This is a genomic window from Caproiciproducens puteiluti (genome assembly GCF_052442865.1).
Lineage (GTDB): Bacteria > Bacillota > Clostridia > Oscillospirales > Acutalibacteraceae > Caproiciproducens.
The window spans coordinates 1,158,832-1,185,017 of sequence record NZ_CP194790.1; the positions used below are offsets into that span (position 1 = coordinate 1,158,832).

Here is a 26,186-nt window from a genome sequence, read left to right on the forward strand (position 1 = left end):
GTTTCCCATACAATGGCATTTAAATTTTTTATTGAATTGTTTAAGATTGTAAAAGGTAAATATAATGGTTGGCTTCACGCAGCAAGTGATCTGTATAAAGCGGTGACATAATAGCCTTGACTTTACATTCAATTAATCCTTGTGTTGTTCCCGATTTAAAATCTCTTATTTGTTTTGCATCAATTAGGTCTTCTTCATGATGTAAGCGATCATGGCGAATAAGACCTTCATATAAATAAACAAATTGATTGGCTGTATTGAAAAAAGAAGTTTCTGTTGGATCAAATAATCCGCGCATAGATTTAGCATGATCAGACATATTATTGTTCCAGAACTGTCGGAAGTCCGAATGAATATCGTCATTTCTGTTTTGCAGTCGGTTCAGGGTATCGATGTACCGCAGCGCCTCCCGCAGTATATGATCAATATCTGCTGAATACAAAAATGTGAAAAGCTTACAAGACACTTGATTGTTAAGCAACTCCGATTTGAATTTGGCAAAAGAGGCGGTCTGCTTTAAAATACTTTCGTTTAAACTCGAAATCTCTTGTTCATTCGTTGAACCGATTCCTGTTAAATATGGTTCTATTTGATACTCTGACTGTGTTAAGCTGCTTTCTGTTGGAATGCCGGTAAATTTTTGGACGGCCTGCTCCGACACCTCGGTGAATTGGGTAAAATACTGTCCCGTCTGCAGCGTTTCTTTTGTCAGGACTCCATTGGCCATCCGGATCGTTTGCAGCAAAAGACGGCCGTATTCCTGTTTAAAGCCATCAGCCTGTTTGGCCAGGTCGCTGTGAATCGGTGGAATGGAGCTCTCAATAAAAATGGCATGCTCCTTCATGATCCTGAGCCAGAACAAATTACTGCTTATCGACATCGTTATGTAATTTTCCCTAGAAAGCATAGAGGGTACACTCCTTATAAAGAGATTCATAAACAATTATAATGTATGATTTCTATTTATTCAATATTCCAAAGCGTAATTAGATAAAATAGTCATCTCCCAGCATAGCCGGGAGTCCTTCAAATGCGGGCGAAGCCCTGTTCCACTGCCTGCTCCTCAAGGCGCGTGGGCAATTGATCGTCTCGCAATTAAGATTTGTTAAGCACCTCTTCGGAGGTGCTTTTCTTATATCCTTCTTAAGGAGGAAAACTTATGCCAAATACAATTGCCATTATTATGTCTATAGCGGCTGTCGCTTTTTCTCTCGATTATCTTCAACTACTTTGTCACCTAATTTATAATATAGAATATTTATATCCGGGCCACTTTTAACTGCTTGCAAAGTAAAAGGGCAAAAAGTTTTATTTCCGGAATCTTCTGCAAATAAGACATCAGAACTTATCTCATAAAAATCTTTATTCTTAGATATTTTCCGCTTTGAACCATCTTTATAAAATTGCGCTTTTTCGGCTCTTACAAGTGAAATCCTAACAACACTTTCAGTCCAAGCCTTAATCATCTCGGCCTCAGTCATACATTCTGTGATATTTTCATCAACCTCTTTTTTATAATAAGACTGAGTAGATGACAACTGAGGTTTATTTTGAATTGGAGGATGAGATGAAACAGTGGAGGAAGAAACCGAATCAGAAGAGTCCGGGGAGGGAGAAACATAAACAGAATGCAATGAGGAAATAAAAAAGGCAAGCAGAAAAACTGCTTGCCTTTTATGGTTATGGTGGACGTTATAGAACTCGAATCTATGACCTTTCGCACGTCAAGCGAATGCTCTACCAGCTGAGCTAAACGTCCATTTTTTTGAGTGCTCGATTATTATAACTTAAATAGCTCTAAAAATCAATATAAATTTTCAAAAAACCTCATTTTTATTTCCTTCGCTTGTTTTCGACCGGGGATTAGCCTATAATAGAACATAATATTTGTGATGTGAGGTGTTTGCTATGCCGATAGGCCTTGTACTGGAGGGCGGCGGTATGCGTGGGGCATACACGAGCGGTGTGCTGGAAGTTTTCTTGAATCATGGGATCGAGTTCCCGAATGTCTACGGCATTTCGGCCGGCGCCTGCAACGCGCTCAGCTATATTTCCGGACAGAAGAACAGAAATTACGATATTTTTTATCAGTATATCGGGGATAAGCGATATATCAGCGTGGAAAATTTAAACCGAACGGGTTCTTTGTTTGGCTTTGACTTTATTTTCGGAGAACTTTTCCATACGCTTCTTCCGTTCGACTACGAATCCTTTTTCAACTCTCCGGCTGACCTCAAGGTCGGCGCTACCGACCTGAAAACCGGTCAGACGGTCTTTTTCGACAAGGCGAATCTGGATGAGGATTTCACCGCTGTCAAAGCCTCCAGCTCGCTGCCCTTCATTTCCAACACCGTTTCCTACCGGGGACGTGAACTGCTGGACGGCGGCTGCGCGACTCCGATTCCGATCGAACGCTCTATTTTTGACGGAAACAATCTGAATGTGGTCGTGCTTACCCGTGACAGCACCTACCGGAAAAGCCCGCGCCCGGAATTCCCGCGTTCGGTGCTTCGTGTAAAATATGGGGAGTATCCGAATTTTGTAAATTCCATGCAGGTCCGCGCGGAGGTTTACAACAATGAGCTTGAGGTCTGCCGCAGACAGGAGGCGGAGGAAAAAGCAGTCATCGTCCGTCCCAGCAGGCCGATCGTAACAGGCCGGTATGAGAAGAACCCGGAGGTGCTGAAAGGGATTTACGAAATGGGAATGAGCGACTGCGAAAGAAAACTTCCGGAAATCCGTGCTATGATGGCGCGCGCATAAATAAAGATGAAGGGACGGATGTTATCCGTCCCTTTACTTGACAATAAGCGGCGATCGGTCTATATTATACATTGCTAATGATTTGCATTTAAGGAGGCCGTACAAAATGCTGAAACGAGCTGCCGCCGTTATTTTGGCGGCTGTGATTCTGCTTTTTTCCGCGGGGTGTGCCAGAAGGACAACGCAGAATGTCCGTTTTCGGGTAGTGACATCCTTTTATCCTTTATATATTATGGCCCTGAACATCACCGACGGGGTGCCCGGCGTACAGGTGGACAATATGGCGGGACAGCGGGCGGGCTGCCTGCACGATTATCAGCTGCAGTCGAAGGACATGAAAAATATAGAGCAGGCGAATGTGTTCGTGATGAACGGCGCGGGAATGGAAAGCTTTATGAATAAAGTGACTTCTCAGCTTCCCGATCTGCGGGTGGTCGATTCGAGCGAGGGGATTTCCCTTTTGGCGGATGAGAGCGGGGAGGAAAACCCGCACATCTGGGTTTCTATTTCCAACTGTATCCGGCAGGTTTCCAACATCGAAAAAGGCTTGGCACAGGCCGACCCGCAGAACGCCGAAGCTTACCGGACAAATGCGCAGGCTTACACGGCGAAGCTGAGCGTACTGCGCGATAAAATGCACACCGAATTGAGTCATATCACGAACAGGGATATCATTACCTTCCATGAAGCTTTTCCGTATTTCGCCGAAGAATTCGACCTGAATATCGTGAGCGTGGTCAACCGTGAGCCCGACAGCCAGCCGAGCGCGCGTGAATTGGCGGAAACCATCCGGATGATACGGGGCAGCGGTGTGAAGGCCGTTTTTGCGGAGCCTCAGTATCCGAAATCCGCCGCCAACATTGTAGCGAACGAAAGCGGCGTGAAGGTATATTCGCTTGACCCGGCGGTGACCGGGGAAAACAGCAAAGACGCCTATCTTGACGCGATGGAAGGCAACCTGAAAACACTCGAAGAGGCGCTGAAATAAAGGGGAATGACATGGATACTTGCAAATGCAGCATACAGATACGCAGTCTTACGGTGAGAAAGCACGACGGGGTGATTCTTCACGACGTCTCCTTCGATGTGCATCATGGAGAAATTCTGGCGCTGATCGGACGCAACGGCGCGGGCAAAACCACGCTGCTCAAAGCGCTGCTGGGGCGTATTCCCTATACGGGGACCGTTGTGTTCCACAATTCCAAGGGGGAAAAGATTTCCAACCCCCGCATCGGCTATGTTCCGCAGAATCTGGTATTTGACCGCTCCATGCCCGTTACGGTCGGCGACATGCTCTGTGCCAACATGAGCGGGTTCCCGGTCTGGCTGGGCCATAACAAAGAAAGGCTGAACCAGGTCCGGCAGACGCTTGCCGCGGTCGGGGGCAGCCCCGCGCTCTTAAACAAACGGATCGGCAGCCTTTCCGGCGGGGAAATGCAGCGTGTGCTGCTCGCGTTTGCCCTGGACCCGAAGCCGGACCTTCTGCTTTTGGATGAACCGGTATCCGCGGTGGACCGCAAGGGGATAGAGGTCTTTTACGACCTGGTCACCTCGATGCGCGCGGAACACCAGATGCCGATCATTCTGGTGTCCCACGATCTTTCCCATGTGGAGAAATACGCGACGCGCGCCGTACTGCTGGACCGCACCGTCTTGGTCAGCGGCAGCGTCCGGGAAGTGATGAGAACGCCCGAGGTGCAGGAAGCCTTTGGCCTGAAGCTGACCGGAGGTGTGAAATCATGAACGCGGTATATTCCTTGATCGATCTGCTTCTGCCGTTTGAGTGGACGGAATTCAACTACATGAAAAACGCGCTGCTCGCCGTTTTGCTGATTACCCCGCTGTTCGGGCTGGTCGGGACGATGATCGTAAACAACAAGATGTCCTTTTTTTCAGATGCGCTGGGGCACTCCGCACTGACCGGAATCGCCATCGGCGTGCTGATGGGCATTGACAATTATCTGATTTCCATGATGGGCTTCGCGCTTTTGTTCGCGCTGTGCATCTCGGCCGTGATGGATTCCGGCACTTCCTCCGCGGATACCATTATCGGGGTGTTTTCCTCTACCGGGCTGGCGCTCGGCATCGTGCTGCTGTCGGCTTCCGGCGGCTTCGCGAAATATTCCGGGTATCTCATCGGCGATATTTTAACGGTGCAGCCCGCAGAAATCGTCATGCTGGCTTTTATTCTGCTGGCGGTGCTTGTGATATGGGACCTGTTCTTCAATAAACTGCTGCTGACCAGCATCAATGCCGATCTGGCCGCGAGCAAGGGTATCAATACGCACTTTGTTGAAAAGCTGTTTGTAATCATTGTGGCCGCCATCGTAACCGTGTCGATCAAATGGGTGGGCGTGCTGATTATCAATTCCCTGCTGGTGCTTCCGGCTGCCTCGGCCCGCAATCTTGCGAAGGGGATGCGTTCCTACCACCTGATCGCCGTCTTTATCTCGCTGTTTTCCGGCGTGAGCGGGCTGATCGTCTCCTACTATACGGGTACGGCGGCGGGCGGCACCATCGTGCTGATCGCGGCGGCGATCTTCTTTTTCAGCTATTTTCTCAATCGGACACGGGAGAAAGCCTGAAACAGGTTGCGAACACTGTCGGAAATGTGTTACTATTTGATTACTGAATGGGCGATGTCCCGAATTTCGTAAGAGAACAGGAGATTTCTGAATGTTGCACCCTTATTTTAAACCCGCGGATATCCTGCTGCCGAAGGACGTACCGACAGAAAACTGGTGTGTGGTTGCCTGTGACCAATATACTTCTCAGCCGGAGTACTGGCAGGAAGCGAAAAAGGCGGCGGGGGATTATCCCTCCACTTATCATATGGTGTACCCCGAATGTTATCTGGAAACGACCGACGCGGAGCAGTACGCCGCTGGAATCAACGCCGCCATGGAACGCTACCTCTCGGACGGTGTTTTTCGTGAAATAAAGAACAGCTACCTCTACGTGGAGCGCACCCTGGCGGACGGAAAGCTCCGCCGCGGGGTCATGATGGCGCTCGACCTGGAACAGTACCGGTACGAGGCGGGCAGCAAGACGCCTATCCGCGCGACGGAGGGAACGGTGCTGGAACGGATTCCGCCCCGCGTGAAAATCCGCCGCGGCGCGCCGCTGGAGCTGCCGCATATCATGATTTTAATCGACGATCCCGAGTGCAGCGTGATTGAGAAAATCGATCCTTCCGGGCTGACTCCGGAGTACGAGGGAAAGCTGATGCAAAGAAGCGGGAGCATCCGAGGCTTCAGCCTGAATTCCGCGGCCGCCAAACAGCTGGAAGACGCGCTGGACCGTCTGCCGGTCCGCGATAATCTGCTGTTTGCCGTGGGCGACGGCAACCATTCCCTCGCGACCGCAAAGGCCTGTTACGAGGAACTGAAAAAGACGCTGTCCCCGCAGGAAGCGGCAGTTCATCCCGCGCGCTGGGCGCTTGTGGAGGTCGTGAACCTGTACGACGATTCCCTGCAGTTTGAACCGATCCAGCGGGTGGTGTTCCAGACAAATCCCGCGGAGCTGATGCGGGAGCTGTACCGTTTCTATGACGTTTCCGACGTTCCCTGCGAGGGGCACCGGATCACCTGCCTGGTGGACGGACGGAAAAAGGATATCTGGGTAAAGAATCCGCCGTCCAATCTGGAAGTCGGTACACTGCAGAAATTTCTGGACGCACGCCTTGCGCACGTGGGCGGAAAAATGGACTACATACACGGCGTAGAAGTAGCGGAAAAGCTCTGTGCCGGGGACAGCAGTGCAATGGCTTTCTTTTTGCCCAATATGGAGAAAAGCAGCCTGTTTGAAACGGTCGCCGTCGACGGGGCCCTTCCGCGGAAAACCTTTTCCATGGGGCATGCCTGCGACAAGCGCTTCTATATGGAGTGCCGCAGAATCAAGTGAATTGAAAGTGCCGGCGGGGACGATTCTCCGCCGGTTTTTTTGCTTTCAGAACATGATTTTTTATGGAAAATGTCAATGTTTTCATCTTCTCTTTATAATGGAAAACAAATGTGATACTATTGAGGATAAAGTATGTTGAATCGGCCGCTTTCAGGCGGCGGAACGGGGGAAATATGTCTGGCGTAATCAGAGTATTTGTGGAAAAGAAACCCGGCTTCGATGTTGAAGCACAGCACATCAAAACCGACCTTGTAGACAATCTCGGCATGACTTCCATTGAGAAACTCAGGCTGATGAACCGGTACGACGTATCCGGACTTACCAAAGAAGAATTTGCCGCCGCAAGGGGGACTATTTTTTCCGAACCCAATGTGGACGACGTTTATGACGAGACGGTTCCGGTTCCGGAGGATTTTACTGTGTTCGCCATGGAATATCTTCCCGGGCAATACGACCAGCGCGCCGATTCCGCCGCGCAGTGTATCCAGCTTCTGACGCAGGGGGAGCGCCCGCAGGTGGCTACCGCCCGCGTGATTGCCGTAAAGGGCAATTTAAGCGAAGAGGAACTGAATCAAATCAAGAGCTATCTGGTAAACCCGGTGGAAAGCCGTCTTGCCTCGTTAGCAAAGCCCGAAACCCTCGACGTGAAAGCGGATGTTCCGCCGGACGTCGCTCGTGTGACGGGCTTTATCAGTTGGAATGAAAACGAACTGAAGGCCTATTATGAATCCATGGGCTTCGCCATGAGCTTTGAAGACCTGGCGTTCTGCCGCGATTACTTCCGGAAGGAAAACCGCGACCCCAGCGTGACCGAGCTGCGCGTCATCGATACCTACTGGAGCGACCACTGCCGCCACACCACTTTTTCCACAAGGCTGGAAAATATCACGATTGAGCAGTCGGCGGTCAGCGGCGCGATTGAGGATGCGCTGAAAGCGTATTACGAGGCGCGTTCCGAGGTGTACGGTGAAACGGACCGCCCCGTTTCCCTGATGGATATGGCGGTCATCGGCATGAAGCTTCTGCGCAAGCGGGGGCAGATTCCCGACCTTGACCTGAGCGAGGAAATCAATGCCTGCTCCATTGAGGTGCCGGTCACCATTGACGGGAAAGAAGAAAAATGGCTGGTGCAGTTTAAAAATGAAACCCATAACCATCCTACCGAAATCGAGCCGTTCGGCGGGGCGGCCACCTGCCTCGGCGGCGCGATCCGCGACCCGCTTTCCGGCAGGGCGTATGTCTATCAGGCGATGCGCGTGACCGGCTCCGGCGACCCGCGCATCCCCTTTGAGGACACGCTGGCAGGCAAGCTGCCGACCCGGAAAATTACGACGGGCGCGGCGCAGGGCTACAGCTCCTACGGCAACCAGATCGGCCTTGCGACCGGTCAGGTCACCGAGCTGTACGACGCCGGCTATGTCGCGAAGCGGATGGAAATCGGCGCGGTCATCGGCGCGTCGCCGAAAGAGAACGTGGTGCGGTTCGTGCCGGACGAGGGCGATATCATTGTGCTGCTGGGCGGCAGTACGGGGCGCGATGGCTGCGGCGGCGCCACTGGTTCCAGCAAGGCGCACACCGAACAGTCCATTGAGGTCTGCGGCGCGGAGGTGCAGAAGGGCAATCCGCCGACCGAGCGTAAAATCCAGCGTCTTTTCCGCAATGCGGAGGTCGCGCAGAAAATCAAACGCTGCAACGACTTCGGCGCGGGCGGTGTTTGCGTCGCCATCGGTGAGCTTGCGGACGGCCTCAGAATCGATTTGAATAAGGTTCCTAAAAAATACGAGGGCCTTGACGGGACCGAACTGGCTATTTCCGAATCGCAGGAAAGAATGGCGGTCGTGCTCGCCCCGCAGGACGTGGAAGCGTTTATAGCGGCGGCAAACGAAGAAAACCTCAACGCGCAGGTGGTCGCCGTTGTTACGAAGGAGCCCCGTCTGCGCATGACGTGGCGCGGCGACACGATCGTGGACATCAGCCGCGCGTTCCTGGACACCAACGGCGTGACCCAGAAAAACGGCGTGACCATTGAAGCGGTAGACCCGGCGCGGTATTACAGAAGCCTGGTGCCGGAATGCCTGAAAAACAAGCCGCTTGCCGAAGCGTTCGAAGAGAACCTTTCCCGGCTTGAGGTCTGCAGCCAGAAGGGCCTTGCCGAGCGCTTCGACGCGAGCATCGGCGCGGCGACTGTTCTGATGCCTTTTGCCGGGAAATATCAGCTGACCCCGGAAGAAGCAATGCTGGCGAAAATCCCGGTCATGCACGGAGAAACGGATGACGCCACCGCGATGTCCTACGGGTACCTTCCAGGCATCGCGCGGTTCAGCCCGTTCCACGGCGCGGCCTGGGCGGTCACGGAGAGCCTGTCGAAGCTTGCCGCCGTCGGCGCGGATCCGCTGAAAGCCCGGCTGACCTTTCAGGAATATTTTGAAAGGCTGAACACCGACCCGAAGCGCTGGGGAAAACCGGCAGCCGCGCTGCTCGGCGCGCTGAGCGCGCAGCTCGGCATGGGACTGCCCGCGATCGGCGGCAAGGACAGCATGAGCGGCAGCTTTGAGCAGCTGGACGTTCCGCCCACGCTGGTCAGCTTTGCCGTCGCCATGACTAAGGCGAGCGGAACCGTTTCCGCCGCGTTTCAAAACCCGGGCGCGTCCGCTGTCCTGCTTCCGGTTCCCGAAAATCAGAATACTTTGCTTCCCGACTGGGAAAAGCTGAAGGAATACTACGCGGAAATTTACAGTATGATTCATCACGGTGCCGTGGTATCCGCTTCCGTTGTCAAGGAAGGCGGCACAGCCGCGGCGGTAGCGAAAATGTGCTTCGGCAATCGGCTGGGCTTTGTGTTCCGCGAAGAGGCGGTCGATGAAAAAACGCTGTTTGCTCCCGTTTCCGGCGCACTGGTTGTGGAGCTTGCAAAAGATTGCTGTGTCGACGAGAAATTCCATCCGGTTCTTCTGGGAACCGTCAGCGAAGAGCCGCGGATTGTTCTGGGCGGCGAAACGCTTGCAATCGAAGCGCTCGTTGCCGCATGGTGCGGCACGCTGGAAAAGATTTTTCCGAATGAAGCGCAGGAGCAGCCGCTTACGAAGGAGGTTCCGCTCTTTACGGAGCGCTTTGCAAAGGCGCCTGCGATCAGGGCCGCGAAGCCCCGGGTCTTTATCCCGGTGTTCCCGGGAACCAACTGCGAGTACGACACCGCCCGCGCTTTTGAGCGCGCGGGAGCGCAACCGGAAATTCTGGTAGTGCGGAATTTGACTTCTTCCGATATTGAAGCTACAATTGAACGGATGGAAAAAGCGATCCGTCAGTCTCAGATCATCATGCTTCCGGGCGGATTTTCCGGCGGCGACGAGCCGGACGGCTCCGGAAAGTTTATCGCCACCACCTTCCGCAATCCAAAGATTGCCGAAGCGGTGGGCGACCTGCTGAAAAACCGCGACGGTCTGATGCTGGGTATCTGCAACGGGTTCCAGGCGCTGATTAAGCTGGGCCTTGTGCCGTACGGCGAGATTACGAAGCCGAGTGAGGATGCTCCTACATTGACGTTCAACACCCTTGGCCGCCACGTTTCCCGCATGGTGTATACCCGCGTGACCTCCGTCAAATCCCCGTGGTTCGCGGGCGTAAGCGCGGGCGATGTGTTCGCGGTGCCGGTTTCGCACGGGGAAGGGCGCTTTGTCGCAAGCGGCGCGGTCATGGACCGCCTGATTGCCGGGGGCCAGATCGCGACCCAGTACGTGACCCCGGACGGGGTCCCCAGCGGCAGTATCGAATGGAACCCGAACGGCTCGGTCTGCGCGGTGGAGGGCATCACCAGCCCGGACGGACGCATTCTCGGCAAGATGGCCCATTCCGAGCGCAAAGGAAAAGACCTGTACGCAAATGTTCCCGGAGCGAAGGACCAGATGATTTTTGAATCAGGTGTCAAATACTTCAAGTAATACGGGTGAAAGAATAGAATGAGTGAATTTTTCAGAAGAACCTGGGCCGAGGTCAGCCTTGACGCAATTGACCATAATTTTAAAACGATCCGTGAACAGCTCAGGCCGGAAACACTGGTCTGCTGTGTCATCAAGGCGGACGCTTACGGTCACGGGGCGGAGGCCCTTGCGAAGGAATATGAAAAACTGGGCGCGGACTGGTTCGCCGTTTCCAATCTGGAAGAGGCAATGCAGATCCGCAGCGCCGGAATCCGCCTGCCAATTCTGATTTTGGGCTACACACCGCCCTGTATGGCCGCGCAGCTGTGCGAACTGAACATTGCGCAGACCGTGTTCTCCGCCGGGTACGGCGAGGCGCTTTCCGCCGAAGCGGTCAAAGCGGGCGTTACGGTGCGCGTTCATATCAAGCTGGATACGGGCATGAGCCGCATCGGGTTTATGTACCAGTACCCCGTCAGGGACGGGGACGTGATCGATGAGATCGAAACAGTCTGCAAGCTGCCGTCGCTTGACCCGGAAGGCATTTTTACTCATTTCGCCGTCGCCGACGAGGGCAACGGCGGCCGCGCTTATACCATCATGCAGTTTGACAACCTGATGAAAGCGATTGCCCTGCTGGGACAGCGCGGCATCACCTTCAAAATCCGCCACTGCGCAAATTCCGCCGCGATCTTCGATTACCCGGATATGCAGCTTGACATGGTGCGTCCCGGCGTGATTCTGTACGGCCTGATGCCGTCGGATATGATGAAAAATGCCGTGGAGCTGATGCCCGCGATGGAGCTGAAAAGCGTTGTGTCGCTGGTGAAAACCGTTGAACCGCAGACCAGCGTCAGCTACGGCAGAAAATATATTGCAAAGAAACAGGTGAAAATCGCGACCGTCCCGATCGGCTATGCGGACGGCTATCCCCGGCATCTCTATATCAAGGCAAGCATGCTTGTGCGCGGGCATAAGGCAAAGATCATCGGCCGGGTGTGCATGGATCAGCTGATGCTGAACGTCACCTCTATTCCCGACGTAAAAGAGGGGGACGTTGTGACCGTGTTCGGCCGCGACGGGGACGCCTGTGTTACGCTGGAGGAGCTTGCCGGGTACAACAGCACCATCAACTATGAGCTTGTCTGCATGATCTCAAAGCGCGTGCCGCGCATCTACTACAAGGACGGAAAAGAAGTCGGCGAGCTGAATTATATCTGTAAATAAGGCATCTTCCGCCCTATAAGCTTTTACAGTTTGATGATATAAAAGAAATACCGTAAGCCCAATTCAGGCTTACGGTATTTTTACGCTTTCCGTTCACTTTTGCGGAATCCGGGCCATTTTACAAAGCCCTTCAAATACTGAAATTCGCGGGTGTTCCAGAACAGAACCAGATAAACCGTGTTGGGCACAAGAAGGCAGATCACGCATTTCACGGCAAAAGCCCAGAACCCGGCGCCGGGCAGGAAGGAACAGCACAGATAGGTGAAATACCCCGTCAGGCCTGTCAGCACGGCGTAATAAACGTACCGCGCAAAATAAGTTCTGACCGGGCGGTGGAAGCCGTGCCGGAACAGGACCAGCGGCTCCACCCAGAAATCGATCGTCATAGTGCTGATGAAGGTCCCGGCAAAAACGCCGATGATTCCGTACCGCTGTACCAGGATAATGGAAAAGATCAGGTTTACCGCGGCTTCCAGAACCGCCTTGTACCGGTCATACCAGAACAGGCCGAACGCGTCGCGGAAGGTCAGCGTTGCCTGCCGCATGCCGGTGACGAAGAAATTGAGGGCAATGACGAAGACAATGGGAAGGGCAAACAGAAGGTCCTGCCGCCTTGTCCACAGGGTGATAAATGGATTGAAAAGACAGAGAAGGCTGATCGAGCAGAAGCTGAAAATCCAGAAGCACGCAAAATTGATGGAAAGGTAAATATCGTACGACTTCTTTCCGTCCTCCAGCGCGCCCAGATTCCCTACGCTGGCCGTGATTCCGCTGAAAATCTGCGCGGTCAGCTGGCGCAGGGTGCTGGTAATCAGGAAGTAGTTGGAATAGATGCCTACGCTGACGATGCCCACAAAGCGGGAAATCAGCAGAATGTCGGTTCCGTTGACCACGGTGCTTCCGATTCGGTGCATAAACATTGCGCGAATGTTTTTGAGGATGGAAGACCGGTCGCTTTTACTGAGTTTTTCTTTTTCGTACTGTCTGAGGTATGGGTACATCTGATCCGCCTTGCGAGCAAGGAAGAAGTTCGTGAAAAAGCTGAACAGAATCTGAACGCAGAGGTACAGAATAAAGTTGTGGGTCTGAAACAGAATGACAATCTGAAGGATATTCTGCAAAATGCAGAAGCCGTACTGATATAAAGTGCAGACATAATTTTTCTGGTCAGCCACAATAATGGACTGCTTGTAGGCGAAAAAATAAGTGATGACCGTATTGAAAATATACAGCAGATAAATGACGGTCAGATTCGGAATTCCGGGGTCTTCTTTTATAAACAGCGGATAAAACGGGGTGAAGGCAAGGCCCACGACGCCAACGATCAAGCCGATGGTGTGATAGGCCTTTTTGTACAGGGCCATCAGCGCCCCGATTTTTTTGCGGTCGTTCTGCGCCAGCGGCTTGTACATGCTGAAAATGATCGCGGTGCCCACGCCCAGCTCGGCCAGGGAAAGCAGCGTCAGGATATTGCTGAACAGCCCGCTGATCCCCAGATAGGCTTCCCCGAGGGTCCTGATGAAAATGGTCCTGCACAGGAAACTCAGCAGAATGCTGAACAGCTGGCTGCCGACATTGACAATAATATTCTTGATCGAGTTCTTACTGCGCATGGTTCACAGCCTTTCTGTTCAAAATGAATTCCGCCGGATATTCTATCCTATCATTTATTTATGAATTTATTTTTGACGTGACGTTAACAGTATATGTCAGACAAATTCCGCAGCAGCAAAGAAATTTTTATATTCCTGCCAAAAAAGAAAACAGCGCAATAAAACAGGGACGCCCCGCTGAAAGGGACTGTCCCTGTTTTGCTTGATTACCGTGTCAGTCTCAGAAGGCTCTTGGAATAAAACCGACCTTTTTCATGACCTTGTTCAGGGTGCGTACGGAAAGGGAAAGCGCTTTCTGCGCGCTTTCGGTATAGCACTGTTCCAGATAATCCTTATTTTTGATCAGGTCGGCATACCGTTCCTGAATGGGGCGCAGATGCTCCACCACGGCTTCGCCCACGGCAGTCTTGAAATCGCCGTAGCCTTTATTCTCGAACTCTTTTTCGATCTGCTCGTTGGAAAGCCCGGTCACGCAGGAGTAAATCCCCATCAGGTTGTTGATGCCGTCCTTGCCTTCCCCGAAGCGGACGCAGGCTTCGCTGTCCGTAATCGCACGCTTGCATTTGCGCATGATGTCCTCCGGCTTATCCAGAACGGCGACATAGGCGTTGGCGTTTTCATCGGACTTGCTCATTTTTCTGGTCGGCTCCTGCAGGGACATGATGCGCGCGCCCTGCTTGGGAATATAGGCATCCGGTACGGTGAAGGTCTGGCCGTAAATACCGTTAAAGCGCTCCGCAATATTGCGGGTGAGCTCCAGATGCTGTTTCTGGTCGGCTCCCACGGGGACAAGGTCCGCCTGATACAGCAGGATGTCCGCCGCCATCAGGCTGGGATATGTGAACAGGCCCGCGTTGACATTGTCGGCATGTTTTGCCGATTTGTCCTTGAACTGCGTCATCCGCTGCAGCTCACCGAACTGCGTGTAGCAGTTAAGGACCCAAGCAAGCTCGGAATGGGTGCAGACGTGGCTTTGAATGAAGAACGGGCTTTTTTTCGGATCGATACCGCAGGCCAGCAGCAGAGCGTACGCTTCCAGCACATTGCGGCGGAATTTCGCCGGCTCCTGGCGGACGGTGATGGTGTGCAGATCGGCCAGAGCAAAAATACAGCTGTATTCATCCTGCAGGCTGATCCAGTTTTTGAGCGCGCCCAGGTAGTTGCCGAGGGTAATCGTGCCGCTCGGCTGAATTGCGCTGAAGATGACCTTTTTGCGCTCGGTATTGGCTGTTTCCATTTTTGAATGCCTCCAAAATTAATTCCTGATGATATCGCGGGCAAGCCCGCCCAGAATTTGAATTCCCTTCAACAGCTGAATGTCGGTGGGAGTGGAAAAATTGATGCGGAAAGACTGGCAGGGTTCGTTTTCATTCGTCAGAAACGCGTTGCCCGGCACGACGCAGACCTTGCGCCCGACCGCCTGGCTGCAGAAGTCGATCATATCGATGCCGTCCGGCAGCGTACACCACAGGAACAAACCGCCCTCGATCGGATTGTAGGTCACTTCCGGCGCGAGGTATTTGTCGAGCGCGGCCGTCGCGATGGCGGATTTTTTCAGGTAAACCTCGCGCAGCCTTTTCAGCTGTGCGTCAAAGTCGTATTTCGTCATCAGCTCATGGCAGACGATCTGGGACCAGATGTTGGTGTGTACGTCCTCGCCCTGCTTGCAGACGATCATTTTCTGTAAAATTTCCCGCGGCGCGATCGCATAGCCCACGCGCATGCCGGGGGAAATCACCTTTGAAAAGGTACCGGCGTAAATGACGAGCCCCTCTTCGTCCAGCGACTTGACCGCTTCGATATGTTCCCCGTAGAAACGCAGGTCGCCGTAAGGGTTGTCCTCCAGAATCAGGACGCCGTATTTTTTGGCCAGGGCGTACAGGCGCCGCCGCTTTTCCCAGCTCATGGTAATGCCGGACGGATTCTGGAAATTGGGGATGGTGTAAATGAACCTGACGTTTGTTTCTTCCTGCAATGCCTTCTCCAGCTCGGCCAGGTCCATGCCGTCGCTTTCCATCGGGATTCCGCGCAGGCGGCAGTTGTAGGAACGGAAGGTGTTCAGCGAGCCGATAAAGCTGGGCGCTTCGCAGATCACCACGTCGCCCTCGTTGCAGAGCGACTTCGTCGCCAGATCCATGACCTGCTGGGCTCCGCTGGTAATCAGAATATTGTCAAAATCACGGCCTACACCGTGTATGCTTTTCATATAGGAGGAGAGGTAGTCGCGCAGGGGCGCGTAGCCTTCGGTGATGCTGTACTGCAGCGCGTCAATGGGCCGCTCCGACAGAATCCGCGCGGAGATTTCACTTACTTCCTTTACCGGGAAGGCCTCGGGTGCGGGATTGCCCGCAGAGAGTGATATCACGCTTGGATCGGAGGCATACTTAAAGATCTCCCTGATTGCCGACGGCTTCAGCGATAAAACGCGGTCGGAAAATTGGTATTCCATATTGTCACCCTCTCATTACGATTGATTTTTATGATACCACAGGCGCACCGCGCGTTGTGGTATATTTACAAATTGGCGAAGCGGGTAAAATCATCGCTTGCGATTATTTTACCACAGAAACCGGGGAAAGACTATAAAAAACCGTGCAATTTATAAAAATACTTATAATGCGATTGGAAACGCCAAATTTTTACGGCGCGTTATGACAATAGCAACCATATACATATAGTATAATTATTTTTAGCAAAAAATGGACAAGTTACCAAATAATGTATGGCGGTGATAGGAATGTTAAAAGCGAAGGCGGGGCGCGTCAGCTTTACGACGGCTGCTTTGGACCCTACAAAGGCTGTTGCAAAGCAGGTAGTTTATTTCACGGTGGCGCTGCTCTGTTCACGGGGACTGGTATTCGGCAAATACGCGCCGTTCGGCGTTGCGGCGGTCGCGGCATTCCCGTACGCGGGAATCTGGAGCGTTGTGCTGGGGAGCACAGCGGGGTATCTGCTGCCTTCTCCGGCGGCTGTGCCGGTACATTATATAGCGGCGGTTCTGGCTGCCGCGGCAATCCGCTGGACGCTGAATGACCTGATCAAGCTAAAAATGCATCCGGGCTTTGCTCCCGCGACGGCGTTTCTTCCGGTGTTCTGTACGGGCATGGCCATCGTCTTTGTCAACGGCTCCGCTTCGACGACCGTGGCAATGTATGTGGCGGAAGCGCTCCTTGCCGGCGGGATGGCATACTTCTTTGCGCGCACGTCCAAGGTGATCGCTTCCGGCAGGAGCATCGGCACCATGAACCCGCAGGAAATCGCCTGTGCGGCGCTGTCGGCGGGCGTAGTTCTGCTGTCGCTTTCCAACCTGAGCATCGGCCCGGTCTCGCTCGGGCGCGTGCTGGCGGTGGTGGCGATCCTGTTTGCCGCGCGCTACGGCGGTGTTGCCGGCGGCAGCGTGGCGGGCATTTCGGCTGGCATTGTGTTCAGCCTTTCCACCTCGGGCCTGAACTATCTTTCCGGCGCCTACGCGCTCGGCGGCATGATGGCGGGCGTGTTTTCCCCGGTCGGGCAGCTCGCGTCCGTAGTCGCCTTTATTTTTTCCAACGCGGTTGCCTCGCTTCAGGTGGGCAATCAGGAAGCCGTCATCGGGGGGCTTTACGAAGTGATGACGGCGACTGTCTTTTATATGCTGCTGCCGCAGAAGGTCGGAGCGCCGCTGATCGGCATGTTTTCCCACGCCGACGATACCTCCCGTTCCGACGGCCTTCGCCGTTCCGTTATCATGAAGCTTGATTACGCCGCGAAGGCCCTCGGCAGCGTCTCCGAGTCGGTGGAGGAAGTTTCCAAAAAGCTTTATACCGCGTGTGCCCCGGACATCAACGGCGTGTACAAGAAAACGATGGACGACGTTTGCTGCAGCTGCGGGTTAAAGGTCTACTGCTGGGAGCGCAACTACAGCGAAAGCATGAACGCGTTCAACGACCTGACGGACAAGCTCAGGGCGAAAGGGAAGATCGAACGCGCCGACTTTAACACGCAGTTTGCCACACACTGCAGCAGGCTGCCGGTGGTTATGGACAGCGTCAACACTAATTATAATGAATTCATGATCCGGGACGCGGCGGACAGCCGCGCGCAGCAGGTGCGGAGCATGGTTTCCGACCAGTTTACCACCACCAGCAACATGCTGGAGGATATGGCGGCGGAGCTTGAGCTTTACGAGCAGTTTGATTTCGCCGCGGCGCAGAAGGTCGGGGAAGTCCTGCGCGGGGCGGGCATCCTGCCCATTGACATCAGCTGCCGTACGGACCGTTTCGACCGCATGTCGATCGAAATCATCACCGCCCAGCTGGACGGCGTCCGCCTGAACAAAGCCGAGCTTACGGACGAAATTTCGCGCGCGTGCGGCCGGAGCTTCCAGCAGCCCTGCATCAGCATGGTAAAAGGGAAGTGCAGGCTTCAGATTTCGGAGCGTCCCCTTTACCGCGTGCAGACCGGATGCGCCCAGCACTCCTGCGGAAACAGGCAGCTCTGCGGCGACAGCTGGGACACCTTCCCCGACGGCAACGGCCGCCAGATCACAATCATCAGCGACGGAATGGGGACGGGCGGCCGCGCGGCGGTGGACGGCGCGATGGCCTGCGGGATTCTGTCCCGTCTGGTCAAAGCCGGTATCGGGTTCGACGCCTCGCTCAAGATCGTGAATTCGGCACTGATGGTGAAATCGGGCGACGAATCGCTCGCGACCGTTGATTTGGCCGCGATCGACCTTTTCAACGGGAGCCTTGAATTTATGAAGGCCGGCGCGCCCGTCAGCTTGCTGCGCAAATCGGGGCGGGCCGTGGTGATCGACGCCCCCAGCCTGCCGATCGGCATCCTGAACGAAATCAATTTTGCCAAGTCCTCGGACAGCCTGGGAAAAGACGATCTGCTGATTATGCTTTCCGACGGGGCGCTCGCCGCGGGGGACGACTGGATCTGTGAAGCGGTGGAGAAATGGAACGGCCAGATCCCGCAGGAGCTTGCGGAGGAAATCGTAACACAGGCGATTGCCCGCCGCACCGACGGCCACGACGACGATATCACTGCTTTGGTAATAAAAGTAAGAGAAAACGAATAAGGACGGTGACCGGAAGAGGGCGGGAGGCATTGCCTCCCGCCCTGATTTTACTTCTCTTCCGGTACAATTTCGCAGTTCTCAACAGCATATTCCAGAAAAATGCCGATCAGTTCATTCCGGCTTCTTCCGCTTTTTGAAGAGAGTTCGTCAATGGCCGCAGCCGTTTCCTCCCTGATGCGTATGGAAAAGGTTTTGTACCCGTCCTCGCCCTTCGGCGCCTTGGCCTTTATAATTATTTTCCGGTTTTCCATGCGTTCACCTGCTTTCAAACATATTATATGTTTTAAATTTCATTGAATATATGTTATAATTTATGTTATAAAATAAATTCTATAGTGGGGCGGTTCCTTTGCACGAAACATTTGTAAAATGCAAATCGGGGTAAAAAATAAAGGTGACAAGTAATTTTAGAAAAAATTTACAAAATAGCCTTCTACATACTTCCACATAGTACTTGATATTTTTTCTGTGGAGATGTAGTATGTTGTTCATGGCGGAGCTTGTAAAAGTCCGTCGGCACAGCGTAACCATACTATGAAAATTAAGGAGTACGATTATGACATTGAATGTAAAAAGAACACTGGCGGCCTGCGTCTGTGCGGCGTGTACGCTCGCGGTAATGACAGGCTGCTCCAATTTCAACTCCGGCAGCTCACAGATCGCCTCTTCCGCACCGGTCTCTTCGGAAGCTGTTTCCTCCTCCGTCGCCTCCGAGGTAAGCTCGGCGCAGGAATCTTCCCAGCCGGTTGATGCTCAGGCGGATCTTCTCAAGCTGATGAAAGAGACAGCGGTAAAAGGAAAAGTGATGAACTGCGACTTTGCGGTTCAATCCAATGTAATTGAGGATGTAGAGGAAAAGTGGGGCAAGGAAGACAAATCCGAATACATTGCCGCCGCCAAGGGAACCTACGCGACCTATTCCAAGAAGGGCTTCGTGTTCGGCTTCAACAAGGGCTCTCAGCTTTTTGAAGTCAGGTCGTTTGACAGCCAGCTGAAAGAAATCACCCTTTCCAAAACGGAAGAGGTTTTCGGCAAGCCGGATTACGATGTGACCTCGGGCAGCGACAGGATCATCGGATACGTTGTCAGCAAGGACTATAAAATGCTGATGGTGTTCCCGGATTCCAAGGCGAACGGCGCGAACGCCGTGCTCGATCATTACTCTGTGTTTTATCCTGCCGGTACGGTCAACATGATGGCCGACGATCCCGGTCGCCAGTGGTAATAAAGGGTGCAAAGCATCCTGACGGCTCTTCGCCCTTGTGGGATGAACTGAATACAGATCAAAACACCTTCTCCCCAGTTTTTGAGGAGAAGGTGTTTTCTTAACAAAGCTTTCGGTGTGCGCTGCCTGTGACGTGCGAGAATACGGATTTTGCGCGATGGCTCTGCGGATACCCCGTCAGGCTATTCGTAACGCTTTCCCGCGACGATGATCGGAACAAAGAGACCGAGACAGGCGGTCAGGCTGAAATACAGCCTGCCTGATTCCCAGACATAGACAGGGAAAAGCTGCGCGATCAGAAAATACAGCAGGGGGAACAGTACGGCGACTGAAAGGGTCCACACACGGCCCGCCCGGAGGATATGCGGCCAGTTGCTGTTGTTAAAACGGACTCCCGCCAGATTCATCCGAAAGATGCCGTCGCTGTAGCTGCTGATTTTATTTTCGTCGTAATACGTGGGCAGCGTTTCCTTAACAAACAGGCAGAACCATGCTCCGAACAGCAGACAGAGGAGTTCGGTAACCGCAAGGTCTTCCAGCAGTTCCCTGTAGGTAAATCCCAGCGCCAGCAGGATGATGGTTTCCACCGCCACGACCGCCAGGCAGGCGAGGTAACAGGCAATGTGCCGCTTCCGCCGTTCCTTGCGCTCGCGCCGCTCTTTTGTGGAAAGTCCGATGGTTCCGGTCACCAGCTTTTCCACTTCCCGTACGTTCAGATGCTCCGGCTCCCGGATAAACTGTCCGCTGAGCAGCTCTGTTACGGTTACTCCCAACAGGTCGGACAATGGAAAAAGCAGAGCGATATCCGGCATGCTCAGCCCGCGTTCCCATTTACTGACGGCTTTATCGGAAACAAACAGTTTTTGCGCCAGTTCCTTTTGTGTAAGATTCTTTTCTTTCCTTAACTGCGTTAAAAAAACTCCAAATTTTTGATTGTCAATTTCGTACATATCCGAAGCCTCCTTGACAGCATTGTACTCTCTGCCGGGATTTCAGGCAACCGACTGACGGTAGAATGAAGACTTTATCGGCATTTTTTGCATGTTTTATTAAGAATCCGGGCGTTGATAAGAGGGTTCATGAACTCCGGGGGAAAAGACAAAAACGGATACCCCGAAGAGTATCCGTTTTTATTTCCTGCCTGCTTTCGTCGGGAGAACTCCTATTTCTGAATGGAAAAGAGGTTTTCCGCGTTTCCGCGTGTAACCGTTAGAAGCTCTTCTGCGGTGATTCCCCGGATTTCAGCGATCCGCGCGGCGGTATAGGCGATCAGGGTGGAGTCGTTGCGCTTTCCGCGGAAAGGGACCGGAGCCATATACGGGCAGTCCGTTTCCATCAGCATCCGTTCCAGCGGAACGGCGGCCGCCACCTCCACGGGTACGCGCGCATTCTTGAATGTGACCGCGCCGCCCAGACCGATATACATGCCGAGCCGGACGCACTCCATCGCCATTTCCACACTGCCGGAAAAGCAGTGCACCACACCGGACGGCTTGTGCTTGCGAAGAATCTCCATCGTGTCGCCGTGCGCGTCGCGGTCATGCACGATGATTGGCAGACGGTGTTTTTTCGCCAGCAGAATCTGGGTTTCAAATGCCGCCTTCTGTACGTCTCTCGGCGCGTTGTCCTCAAAATGATAGTCCAGCCCGATTTCTCCGACCGCGACGACCTTGTCCCGATGGAGCAGCTCTTCCAGCTGCTCCGGATAGTTTCCCGGCGCATCCTTGACACACTCCGGGTGGATGCCCACCGCGGCGTAAATATACGGATAGTCCGCCGCCAGTTGGATGGAAGTGCGGGAAGAGTCCAGATCCGCCCCGCAGTTGATCACGTTGCAGATTCCGCGGCCGGGCAGCCCGGCCAGAACCGCGCTGCGGTCGTCGTCAAAAGCCGCGTCGTCGTAATGCGCATGGGAATCGAAAATAGGCTTCAGCATATCCATCAGCGGACTTTGCTCCCGGCGGGAATTCCGTCCACAAAAATTACTTTTACATCTTCTCCGGCATCCGCCGCCAGAATCATGCCCTGGCTTTCCACGCCGCACAGCACGGCGGGCTTCAGGTTTGCGACCAGAATGATGCTGTGTCCCGTCAGGTCCTCCGGCTGATACCATTTTGCAATGCCCGAAGCGACCGTCCTCTGGCCTTCTCCGTCGTCGATCGTCAGCTTCAGCAGCTTCTTTGCGCGCTTGATCGGCTCGCACGCGATGATTTTGCCGACGCGCAGCTCGACCTTTCCGAAGTCGTCAATGCCGATCTGGGCAATGCCCTCGATTTTCTTTTCCGCGGGGGCTTCCTTCTTTTCCTCGCCGGGGTTCGGGATCAGCTTGTTCAGCTCCTCGATTTCCTTGTCCACGTCGATGCGCGGGAACAAGGTTTCCCCTTTGGAGATCACGGTATCGGAGGGCAGAAGCCCCCACTTCGCCGCCGCGTCATAGGTCAGCACGTCCGCTTTCGCGCCGAGCTGCGCCTGGATTTTCGGCGCCGTTTCCGGAATGAAGGGCGTAATCAGAATCGATACGATACGCAGGCTCTCGCAGAGATTGTAAATAACCGCGGCCAGACGCGCACGTTTTGTTTCGTCCCTTCCCAAAGCCCAGGGCATGGTTTCATCGATATATTTGTTGGTGCGGGCGATCAGCTTCCAGATTTCGGTCAGCGCGTTGCTGAACTGGTAGCCGGCAATCGCGTCGTCGCATCTCTTGCGCAGGCCGAGCGCCATTTGAATCAGCTCGTCGTCAATGGGGGCGCTTTCCCGTTCAGCGGGGATTTTGCCGCCGAAGTATTTCTCCGCCATGGCGGTAGAGCGGGAGAGAAGGTTGCCCAGATCGTTCGCAAGGTCGGAATTGATGCGGCCGATCAGCGCTTCGTTGGTAAATACGCCGTCCGCGCCGAACGGGATTTCCCGCAGGAGGAAGTAACGGATGGCGTCCACGCCGTAGCGGTCGCACAGGACGACAGGGTCGACCACGTTGCCCTTCGATTTGCTCATCTTGCTGCCGTCGCCGAACAGAAGCCAGCCGTGGCCGTAGACCTGCTTGGGCAGGGGAAGGTCGAGCGCCATCAGCATGGCGGGCCAGATGATGGTGTGGAAACGTACGATCTCCTTGCCGACGAAATGCACGTCGGCGGGCCAGTATTTTCGGTAATCGGAATCATCGTCCGAACCGTAGCCCATCGCGGTGATATAGTTGGTCAGCGCGTCCAGCCACACATATACAACATGCTTCGGGTCGAAATCGACGGGGATTCCCCACGTAAAGCTGGTGCGGGAGACACAGAGGTCCTCCAGTCCCTGCTTGATAAAATTGATCATTTCGTTTTTGCGGCTCTCCGGCTGAATGAAATTCGGCTGGTCCTCATAGAGCTTTAACAGCCTGTCCGCGTATTTGGACAGACGGAAAAAATAGGCTTCCTCATTGGCCCTTTTTACTTCTCTGCCGCAGTCGGGGCATTTGCCGTCCTTCAGTTGGGTTTCCGTCCAGAAGGATTCACACGGGGTGCAGTACCAGCCCTCGTATTTTCCTTTGTAAATTTCCCCTTTGTCATGGAGAACTTTGAAGATTTTCTGTACCGCCCTGACATGATAATCGTCGGTGGTGCGGATGAACCGGTCGTTGGAAATATTCAGAAGCTTCCACAAATCCTGAAAGCCCGCGACAATTTTATCGACATATTCCTTGGGGGTTACACCCTCTTTTTCGGCGTTGATCTCAATTTTCTGGCCGTGCTCGTCCGTACCGGTCAGAAACATCACGTCGTAGCCCTGCATTCGCTTGTAGCGCGCGATTGCGTCGCTGGCAACGGTACAGTAGCTGTGCCCGATGTGCGCCTTACCCGAGGGATAATAGATAGGCGTTGTGATGTAAAAAGTTTTTTTGTCCATTTTTCAGCCTCCAAGAGAATAGTATTCTCAAATAAAGTGATTAATTCTAATATTATACCATTATTTTCATCAATAGTGAATATAAAATAAAGAAACATGGCGGACTTACCCGCCGGAATTATAATTTTTGTCGAAAAATACCGCTCCGGAATTGAAATCAATCCCGAAGCGGTACAATGAGACGACAGAATTATGATATGATTAATTTGGAGCAGTGCCGGATTCGCCGGTTCCGGCGTCTTCACCGTAGAGAAAAGTCCTGAGAAGCTTACAGTTCTCCGGCAGATCGGGGTCAAGCACTTCGCCGATTCCCTTAATGGTGGGCTCGGTATAGGTGTTCAGGTTTGGAATATGCATGGTTTTCATGGGATAGTTGGAGACGGAGCCTCCGATGGAAGCAAGATACATCAGCTCCGAATCGGTGAGGTTCGTCTTGACCAGCGGCAGAAATTCGTTCATCATGCTGTTGATTTTGATCGGGCTCATGCCCTCCAGCTTTTTGATCATCAGCTCCATGACCTCGCGCTGCCTGCCGGTACGGCCAAAGTCGCTGTCCGTCTCGCGGATCCGGGCGTAATACACGGCCAGCCGGCCGTCCAGATGATTGACCCCCGGCTTCAGGTTGCTGCCCATATTCCGGTTTTCCGCGTCGCAGAGCTTTTGATCCATCTGAATGTCAAGGCCGCCCATTTTATCGATAATGGTGGCAAAATTCTCAAAGTCAACGGAAATATACTTGTCTATATTAATTCTGAAATTGTTCTCCAGGGTCTGCATGGTAAGCGCCGCGCCGCCTTTTGTGTAGGCCGCGTTCAGCTTCTGCTTTTTCATTGTGGGAATTTCAACATACAAATCCCGCAGAAAGGAAACCAGACGAAGCGTCTTGTTTTTTGTGTCGATGGAAATCAGCATGGTGGTATCGCTTCGGCTGCTGTTTCCGTCGTCTCCCTTGTCGGCGCCAATCAGCAGAATGTTGGTGATCTGGTTGTCCGAAATAACTCCCCATGCGGGTGCGGCGCTGGGCTGTTCAATATATTTGGAAGTGTTGATTTCTTCCGATCGGTCCAGCTTGGACATCAAATATTTTCCATATACGAAGACGCCTGCGCATACAATCAGAATCAGGCAAAGGAGGCCCGTGAGAAATTTCTTCAGGCCGCTTTTTTTCCTGCCGTGTTTTTTGCCCCCCCGCCGTGCGGGCTGGCTGCTGCTGTAAATATCGCGGTCGACATAATGGTACCGGTCGATTTCACCGGTGTCAAAATTTGTTCTTCTACCCGCGTTTCGCGGCCCGGAACCAACACCGTTGCGCTGCGACCGGCTGTCGCGGTTTTGTCTGTTCATATTTCACCTCAAAAAACGTAATACACAAAGCAGTCTTATTCTATTGCAATTCCGCTTGCATGTCAATAGTTATGTAAACTAAAAAAAGAAAGCGGAAGTTCTGCTTTCAGTACGCTGTTTTCAGGTGGAAAAGGGTGTTGTCAAAGAGCAGGCAGATTACGTAAGGCCGCCGTCGGAGAATTTCTGTCGGAGCTCTTTTAAATAATAGTCCTTGGCAGCGGCCGGTGTTTGAAAACTCAGGGGTTTCATGAAAATGTAAGAAAGACTGGTGCTCCAATCCTCGGCGGAAAAAAGGCTGGGGTCCATGTTTTCTACCACGGGCAAAATGACGGCGCTGTTTTCCGACAGCCGGATATTGGAAATATACAGATTGCATGATTCAGCAACATACTCTACCATCTTCTCACTCATTCACTCACCGCCTTTCCTAACTTACAAGCCGGTAACAAAAATCCTGTAATAGAATTACCATATATCATTATAGTAACGTTTTGTTACTTAGTCAACATATTTACACAAGTTTCGGCAAATTTAGTAACTGTTTGTTACATAAATTGCTTGTAAATTTCCTAAACTGTATAATTTCCGTAAGGGGATGATAAAGTGGTTGCTCGAAGATTAAAGGAGCTTCGCACGGAACATAAACTCACTCAGAATGACATAGCAGCCCTTTTAAATATATCACGAGAAGCATATTGTATGTACGAAAATCAGAAAAGACAATTAAACTACGAATCCCTTTGTATTCTTGCCGATTATTATCATGTGACACTGGATTATCTGTTTGGGCGGTCCGATCGGCCGGATTTGACCGGGCCGCTCGGGAGTGAGGAAAAACTGCTGCTGGAGTATTACCGGGGCATGGACCAGCGGGGACGGGAAAATGTCATGGGAATGGCCAAAGTGGAGTATCAGAGAGGGATCAAAAGGAGAGACTTTCCCGGGCCGGTCATCTGATACCGCTTAAATGAAATGAACGATATGAGGCTCGCTATGAAAATTCACAGAATGTTCACGGCTCTTTTTGTGATTTTGTTATAATAAATTGATAAGCTGGCAGGAAAAGGAGGAGATCGGAATGCAGACCCATAAAGCGCCGGGGCACCGTATCGACATGCGCAAACTGCTGATTCGCGCGGTGGCCATCCTTTGTGCGGCGGTGATTATTGGCTCCGTGTTTCTTGCTGCTTTCGGATAACAGCTTCATAAAAAGGCTTCCGCTCATGGGCGGAAGCCTTTCTTGCTGT

The 26,186-nt window shown here is 52.9% G+C and carries 21 protein-coding genes and 1 tRNA gene; 10 read left to right on the forward strand and 12 right to left on the reverse strand.

All coding sequences use genetic code 11. The annotated features are described in order from the left end of the window. Positions 1 to 40 precede the first annotated feature (40 nt). The 3 genes from ACRQU7_RS05490 to ACRQU7_RS05500 form a co-directional block, all read right to left on the reverse strand. On the reverse strand, positions 41 to 907 hold the full coding sequence (locus ACRQU7_RS05490; protein WP_444644355.1) for a DUF2935 domain-containing protein: 867 nt from the start codon (positions 905 to 907) through the stop codon (positions 41 to 43). Positions 908 to 1,187: 280 nt separating this feature from the next. After that, positions 1,188 to 1,466, reverse strand: a complete 279-nt coding sequence (locus ACRQU7_RS05495) for a hypothetical protein (protein WP_444644357.1) — start codon at positions 1,464 to 1,466, stop codon at positions 1,188 to 1,190. Between the two features lie 217 nt (positions 1,467 to 1,683). After that, positions 1,684 to 1,759: transfer RNA gene (locus ACRQU7_RS05500), tRNA-Val, on the reverse strand. Between the two features lie 149 nt (positions 1,760 to 1,908). On the opposite strand from ACRQU7_RS05500, the gene ACRQU7_RS05505 reads away from it, so the two are divergent. The 7 genes from ACRQU7_RS05505 (at position 1,909) to alr (ending at position 11,810) form a co-directional block, all read left to right on the forward strand. Then, positions 1,909 to 2,763, forward strand: coding sequence for a patatin-like phospholipase family protein (locus ACRQU7_RS05505; RefSeq protein WP_141827538.1), 855 nt, complete (start codon positions 1,909 to 1,911; stop codon positions 2,761 to 2,763). Between the two features lie 106 nt (positions 2,764 to 2,869). After that, positions 2,870 to 3,751 carry a metal ABC transporter substrate-binding protein gene (locus ACRQU7_RS05510; protein ID WP_444644359.1) on the forward strand — a complete coding sequence of 294 codons (882 nt, stop codon included), beginning with the start codon at positions 2,870 to 2,872 and terminating at the stop codon, positions 3,749 to 3,751. A gap of 11 nt (positions 3,752 to 3,762) precedes the next feature. Then, a complete protein-coding gene (locus tag ACRQU7_RS05515) occupies positions 3,763 to 4,506 on the forward strand; it encodes a metal ABC transporter ATP-binding protein (RefSeq protein ID WP_444644361.1) in 744 nt (247 codons plus the stop codon). Then, positions 4,503 to 5,348: a metal ABC transporter permease gene (locus ACRQU7_RS05520; RefSeq protein WP_444644363.1), complete on the forward strand. Its 846-nt coding sequence runs from the start codon at positions 4,503 to 4,505 to the stop codon at positions 5,346 to 5,348. Before ACRQU7_RS05515 ends, ACRQU7_RS05520 begins: the two co-directional genes overlap by 4 nt. A 91-nt stretch (positions 5,349 to 5,439) precedes the next feature. Next, on the forward strand, positions 5,440 to 6,666 hold the full coding sequence (locus ACRQU7_RS05525; RefSeq protein WP_444644365.1) for a DUF1015 domain-containing protein: 1,227 nt from the start codon (positions 5,440 to 5,442) through the stop codon (positions 6,664 to 6,666). A gap of 173 nt (positions 6,667 to 6,839) precedes the next feature. Then, positions 6,840 to 10,604, forward strand: a complete 3,765-nt coding sequence (locus ACRQU7_RS05530) for a phosphoribosylformylglycinamidine synthase (RefSeq protein WP_444644367.1) — start codon at positions 6,840 to 6,842, stop codon at positions 10,602 to 10,604. Positions 10,605 to 10,622: 18 nt separating this feature from the next. Then, on the forward strand, positions 10,623 to 11,810 hold the full coding sequence (gene alr, locus ACRQU7_RS05535; RefSeq protein WP_444644369.1) for an alanine racemase: 1,188 nt from the start codon (positions 10,623 to 10,625) through the stop codon (positions 11,808 to 11,810). 80 nt (positions 11,811 to 11,890) lie between these two features. Here the strand turns inward: alr and ACRQU7_RS05540 are convergent, their stop codons facing one another. From ACRQU7_RS05540 to ACRQU7_RS05550, 3 genes are all read right to left on the reverse strand, one after another. After that, positions 11,891 to 13,423 (reverse strand): lipopolysaccharide biosynthesis protein, encoded by a 1,533-nt coding sequence (locus tag ACRQU7_RS05540; protein ID WP_444644371.1) that lies wholly within the window; start codon positions 13,421 to 13,423, stop codon positions 11,891 to 11,893. 220 nt (positions 13,424 to 13,643) lie between these two features. Next, a complete protein-coding gene (gene trpS / locus ACRQU7_RS05545; RefSeq protein WP_141827543.1) occupies positions 13,644 to 14,660 on the reverse strand; it encodes a tryptophan--tRNA ligase in 1,017 nt (338 codons plus the stop codon). An 18-nt stretch (positions 14,661 to 14,678) separates the two neighbouring features. Next, the gene (locus tag ACRQU7_RS05550) at positions 14,679 to 15,872 is read right to left on the reverse strand and encodes an aminotransferase-like domain-containing protein (RefSeq protein WP_444644373.1); all 1,194 of its coding nucleotides are present in this window, start codon (positions 15,870 to 15,872) and stop codon (positions 14,679 to 14,681) included. Between the two features lie 288 nt (positions 15,873 to 16,160). Between ACRQU7_RS05550 and ACRQU7_RS05555 the strand changes: the two genes are divergently transcribed. After that, positions 16,161 to 18,485 (forward strand): SpoIIE family protein phosphatase, encoded by a 2,325-nt coding sequence (locus ACRQU7_RS05555; protein ID WP_444644375.1) that lies wholly within the window; start codon positions 16,161 to 16,163, stop codon positions 18,483 to 18,485. 47 nt (positions 18,486 to 18,532) lie between these two features. Here the strand turns inward: ACRQU7_RS05555 and ACRQU7_RS05560 are convergent, their stop codons facing one another. After that, the gene (locus ACRQU7_RS05560) at positions 18,533 to 18,736 is read right to left on the reverse strand and encodes a ribbon-helix-helix domain-containing protein (RefSeq protein ID WP_038323073.1); all 204 of its coding nucleotides are present in this window, start codon (positions 18,734 to 18,736) and stop codon (positions 18,533 to 18,535) included. Positions 18,737 to 19,041: 305 nt separating this feature from the next. On the opposite strand from ACRQU7_RS05560, the gene ACRQU7_RS05565 reads away from it, so the two are divergent. Then, positions 19,042 to 19,710 carry a YjgB family protein gene (locus tag ACRQU7_RS05565; protein ID WP_444644377.1) on the forward strand — a complete coding sequence of 223 codons (669 nt, stop codon included), beginning with the start codon at positions 19,042 to 19,044 and terminating at the stop codon, positions 19,708 to 19,710. 182 nt (positions 19,711 to 19,892) lie between these two features. Here ACRQU7_RS05565 and ACRQU7_RS05570 read toward each other — a convergent pair whose 3' ends face one another. The 5 genes from ACRQU7_RS05570 to ACRQU7_RS05590 form a co-directional block, all read right to left on the reverse strand. Further along, entirely contained in the window at positions 19,893 to 20,660 is a 768-nt protein-coding gene (locus ACRQU7_RS05570) for a helix-turn-helix domain-containing protein (RefSeq protein WP_444644378.1), read from the reverse strand. 212 nt (positions 20,661 to 20,872) lie between these two features. Beyond that, a complete protein-coding gene (locus tag ACRQU7_RS05575) occupies positions 20,873 to 21,646 on the reverse strand; it encodes a TatD family hydrolase (RefSeq protein ID WP_444645509.1) in 774 nt (257 codons plus the stop codon). A gap of 5 nt (positions 21,647 to 21,651) precedes the next feature. Then, complete coding sequence (gene metG, locus ACRQU7_RS05580) at positions 21,652 to 23,595, reverse strand: methionine--tRNA ligase (protein WP_444644380.1); 1,944 nt, start codon at positions 23,593 to 23,595, stop codon at positions 21,652 to 21,654. A 201-nt stretch (positions 23,596 to 23,796) separates the two neighbouring features. Beyond that, positions 23,797 to 24,939: an LCP family protein gene (locus ACRQU7_RS05585; protein ID WP_444644382.1), complete on the reverse strand. Its 1,143-nt coding sequence runs from the start codon at positions 24,937 to 24,939 to the stop codon at positions 23,797 to 23,799. 156 nt (positions 24,940 to 25,095) lie between these two features. Further along, on the reverse strand, positions 25,096 to 25,350 hold the full coding sequence (locus tag ACRQU7_RS05590) for a hypothetical protein (protein ID WP_038323082.1): 255 nt from the start codon (positions 25,348 to 25,350) through the stop codon (positions 25,096 to 25,098). Positions 25,351 to 25,542: 192 nt separating this feature from the next. On the opposite strand from ACRQU7_RS05590, the gene ACRQU7_RS05595 reads away from it, so the two are divergent. Further along, on the forward strand, positions 25,543 to 25,896 hold the full coding sequence (locus ACRQU7_RS05595; protein ID WP_444644385.1) for a helix-turn-helix domain-containing protein: 354 nt from the start codon (positions 25,543 to 25,545) through the stop codon (positions 25,894 to 25,896). Positions 25,897 to 26,186 lie beyond the last annotated feature (290 nt).

Coding starts and splice junctions, on each gene's coding strand:
- ACRQU7_RS05490 (WP_444644355.1), bottom strand. CDS start 907: ATGCTTTCTAGGGAAAATTACATAACGATGTCGATAAGCAGTAATTTG.
- ACRQU7_RS05495 (WP_444644357.1), bottom strand. CDS start 1,466: ATGATTAAGGCTTGGACTGAAAGTGTTGTTAGGATTTCACTTGTAAGA.
- ACRQU7_RS05505 (WP_141827538.1), top strand. CDS start 1,909: ATGCCGATAGGCCTTGTACTGGAGGGCGGCGGTATGCGTGGGGCATAC.
- ACRQU7_RS05510 (WP_444644359.1), top strand. CDS start 2,870: ATGCTGAAACGAGCTGCCGCCGTTATTTTGGCGGCTGTGATTCTGCTT.
- ACRQU7_RS05515 (WP_444644361.1), top strand. CDS start 3,763: ATGGATACTTGCAAATGCAGCATACAGATACGCAGTCTTACGGTGAGA.
- ACRQU7_RS05520 (WP_444644363.1), top strand. CDS start 4,503: ATGAACGCGGTATATTCCTTGATCGATCTGCTTCTGCCGTTTGAGTGG.
- ACRQU7_RS05525 (WP_444644365.1), top strand. CDS start 5,440: ATGTTGCACCCTTATTTTAAACCCGCGGATATCCTGCTGCCGAAGGAC.
- ACRQU7_RS05530 (WP_444644367.1), top strand. CDS start 6,840: ATGTCTGGCGTAATCAGAGTATTTGTGGAAAAGAAACCCGGCTTCGAT.
- alr (WP_444644369.1), top strand. CDS start 10,623: ATGAGTGAATTTTTCAGAAGAACCTGGGCCGAGGTCAGCCTTGACGCA.
- ACRQU7_RS05540 (WP_444644371.1), bottom strand. CDS start 13,423: ATGCGCAGTAAGAACTCGATCAAGAATATTATTGTCAATGTCGGCAGC.
- trpS (WP_141827543.1), bottom strand. CDS start 14,660: ATGGAAACAGCCAATACCGAGCGCAAAAAGGTCATCTTCAGCGCAATT.
- ACRQU7_RS05550 (WP_444644373.1), bottom strand. CDS start 15,872: ATGGAATACCAATTTTCCGACCGCGTTTTATCGCTGAAGCCGTCGGCA.
- ACRQU7_RS05555 (WP_444644375.1), top strand. CDS start 16,161: ATGTTAAAAGCGAAGGCGGGGCGCGTCAGCTTTACGACGGCTGCTTTG.
- ACRQU7_RS05560 (WP_038323073.1), bottom strand. CDS start 18,736: ATGGAAAACCGGAAAATAATTATAAAGGCCAAGGCGCCGAAGGGCGAG.
- ACRQU7_RS05565 (WP_444644377.1), top strand. CDS start 19,042: ATGACATTGAATGTAAAAAGAACACTGGCGGCCTGCGTCTGTGCGGCG.
- ACRQU7_RS05570 (WP_444644378.1), bottom strand. CDS start 20,660: ATGTACGAAATTGACAATCAAAAATTTGGAGTTTTTTTAACGCAGTTA.
- ACRQU7_RS05575 (WP_444645509.1), bottom strand. CDS start 21,646: ATGCTGAAGCCTATTTTCGATTCCCATGCGCATTACGACGACGCGGCT.
- metG (WP_444644380.1), bottom strand. CDS start 23,595: ATGGACAAAAAAACTTTTTACATCACAACGCCTATCTATTATCCCTCG.
- ACRQU7_RS05585 (WP_444644382.1), bottom strand. CDS start 24,939: ATGAACAGACAAAACCGCGACAGCCGGTCGCAGCGCAACGGTGTTGGT.
- ACRQU7_RS05590 (WP_038323082.1), bottom strand. CDS start 25,350: ATGAGTGAGAAGATGGTAGAGTATGTTGCTGAATCATGCAATCTGTAT.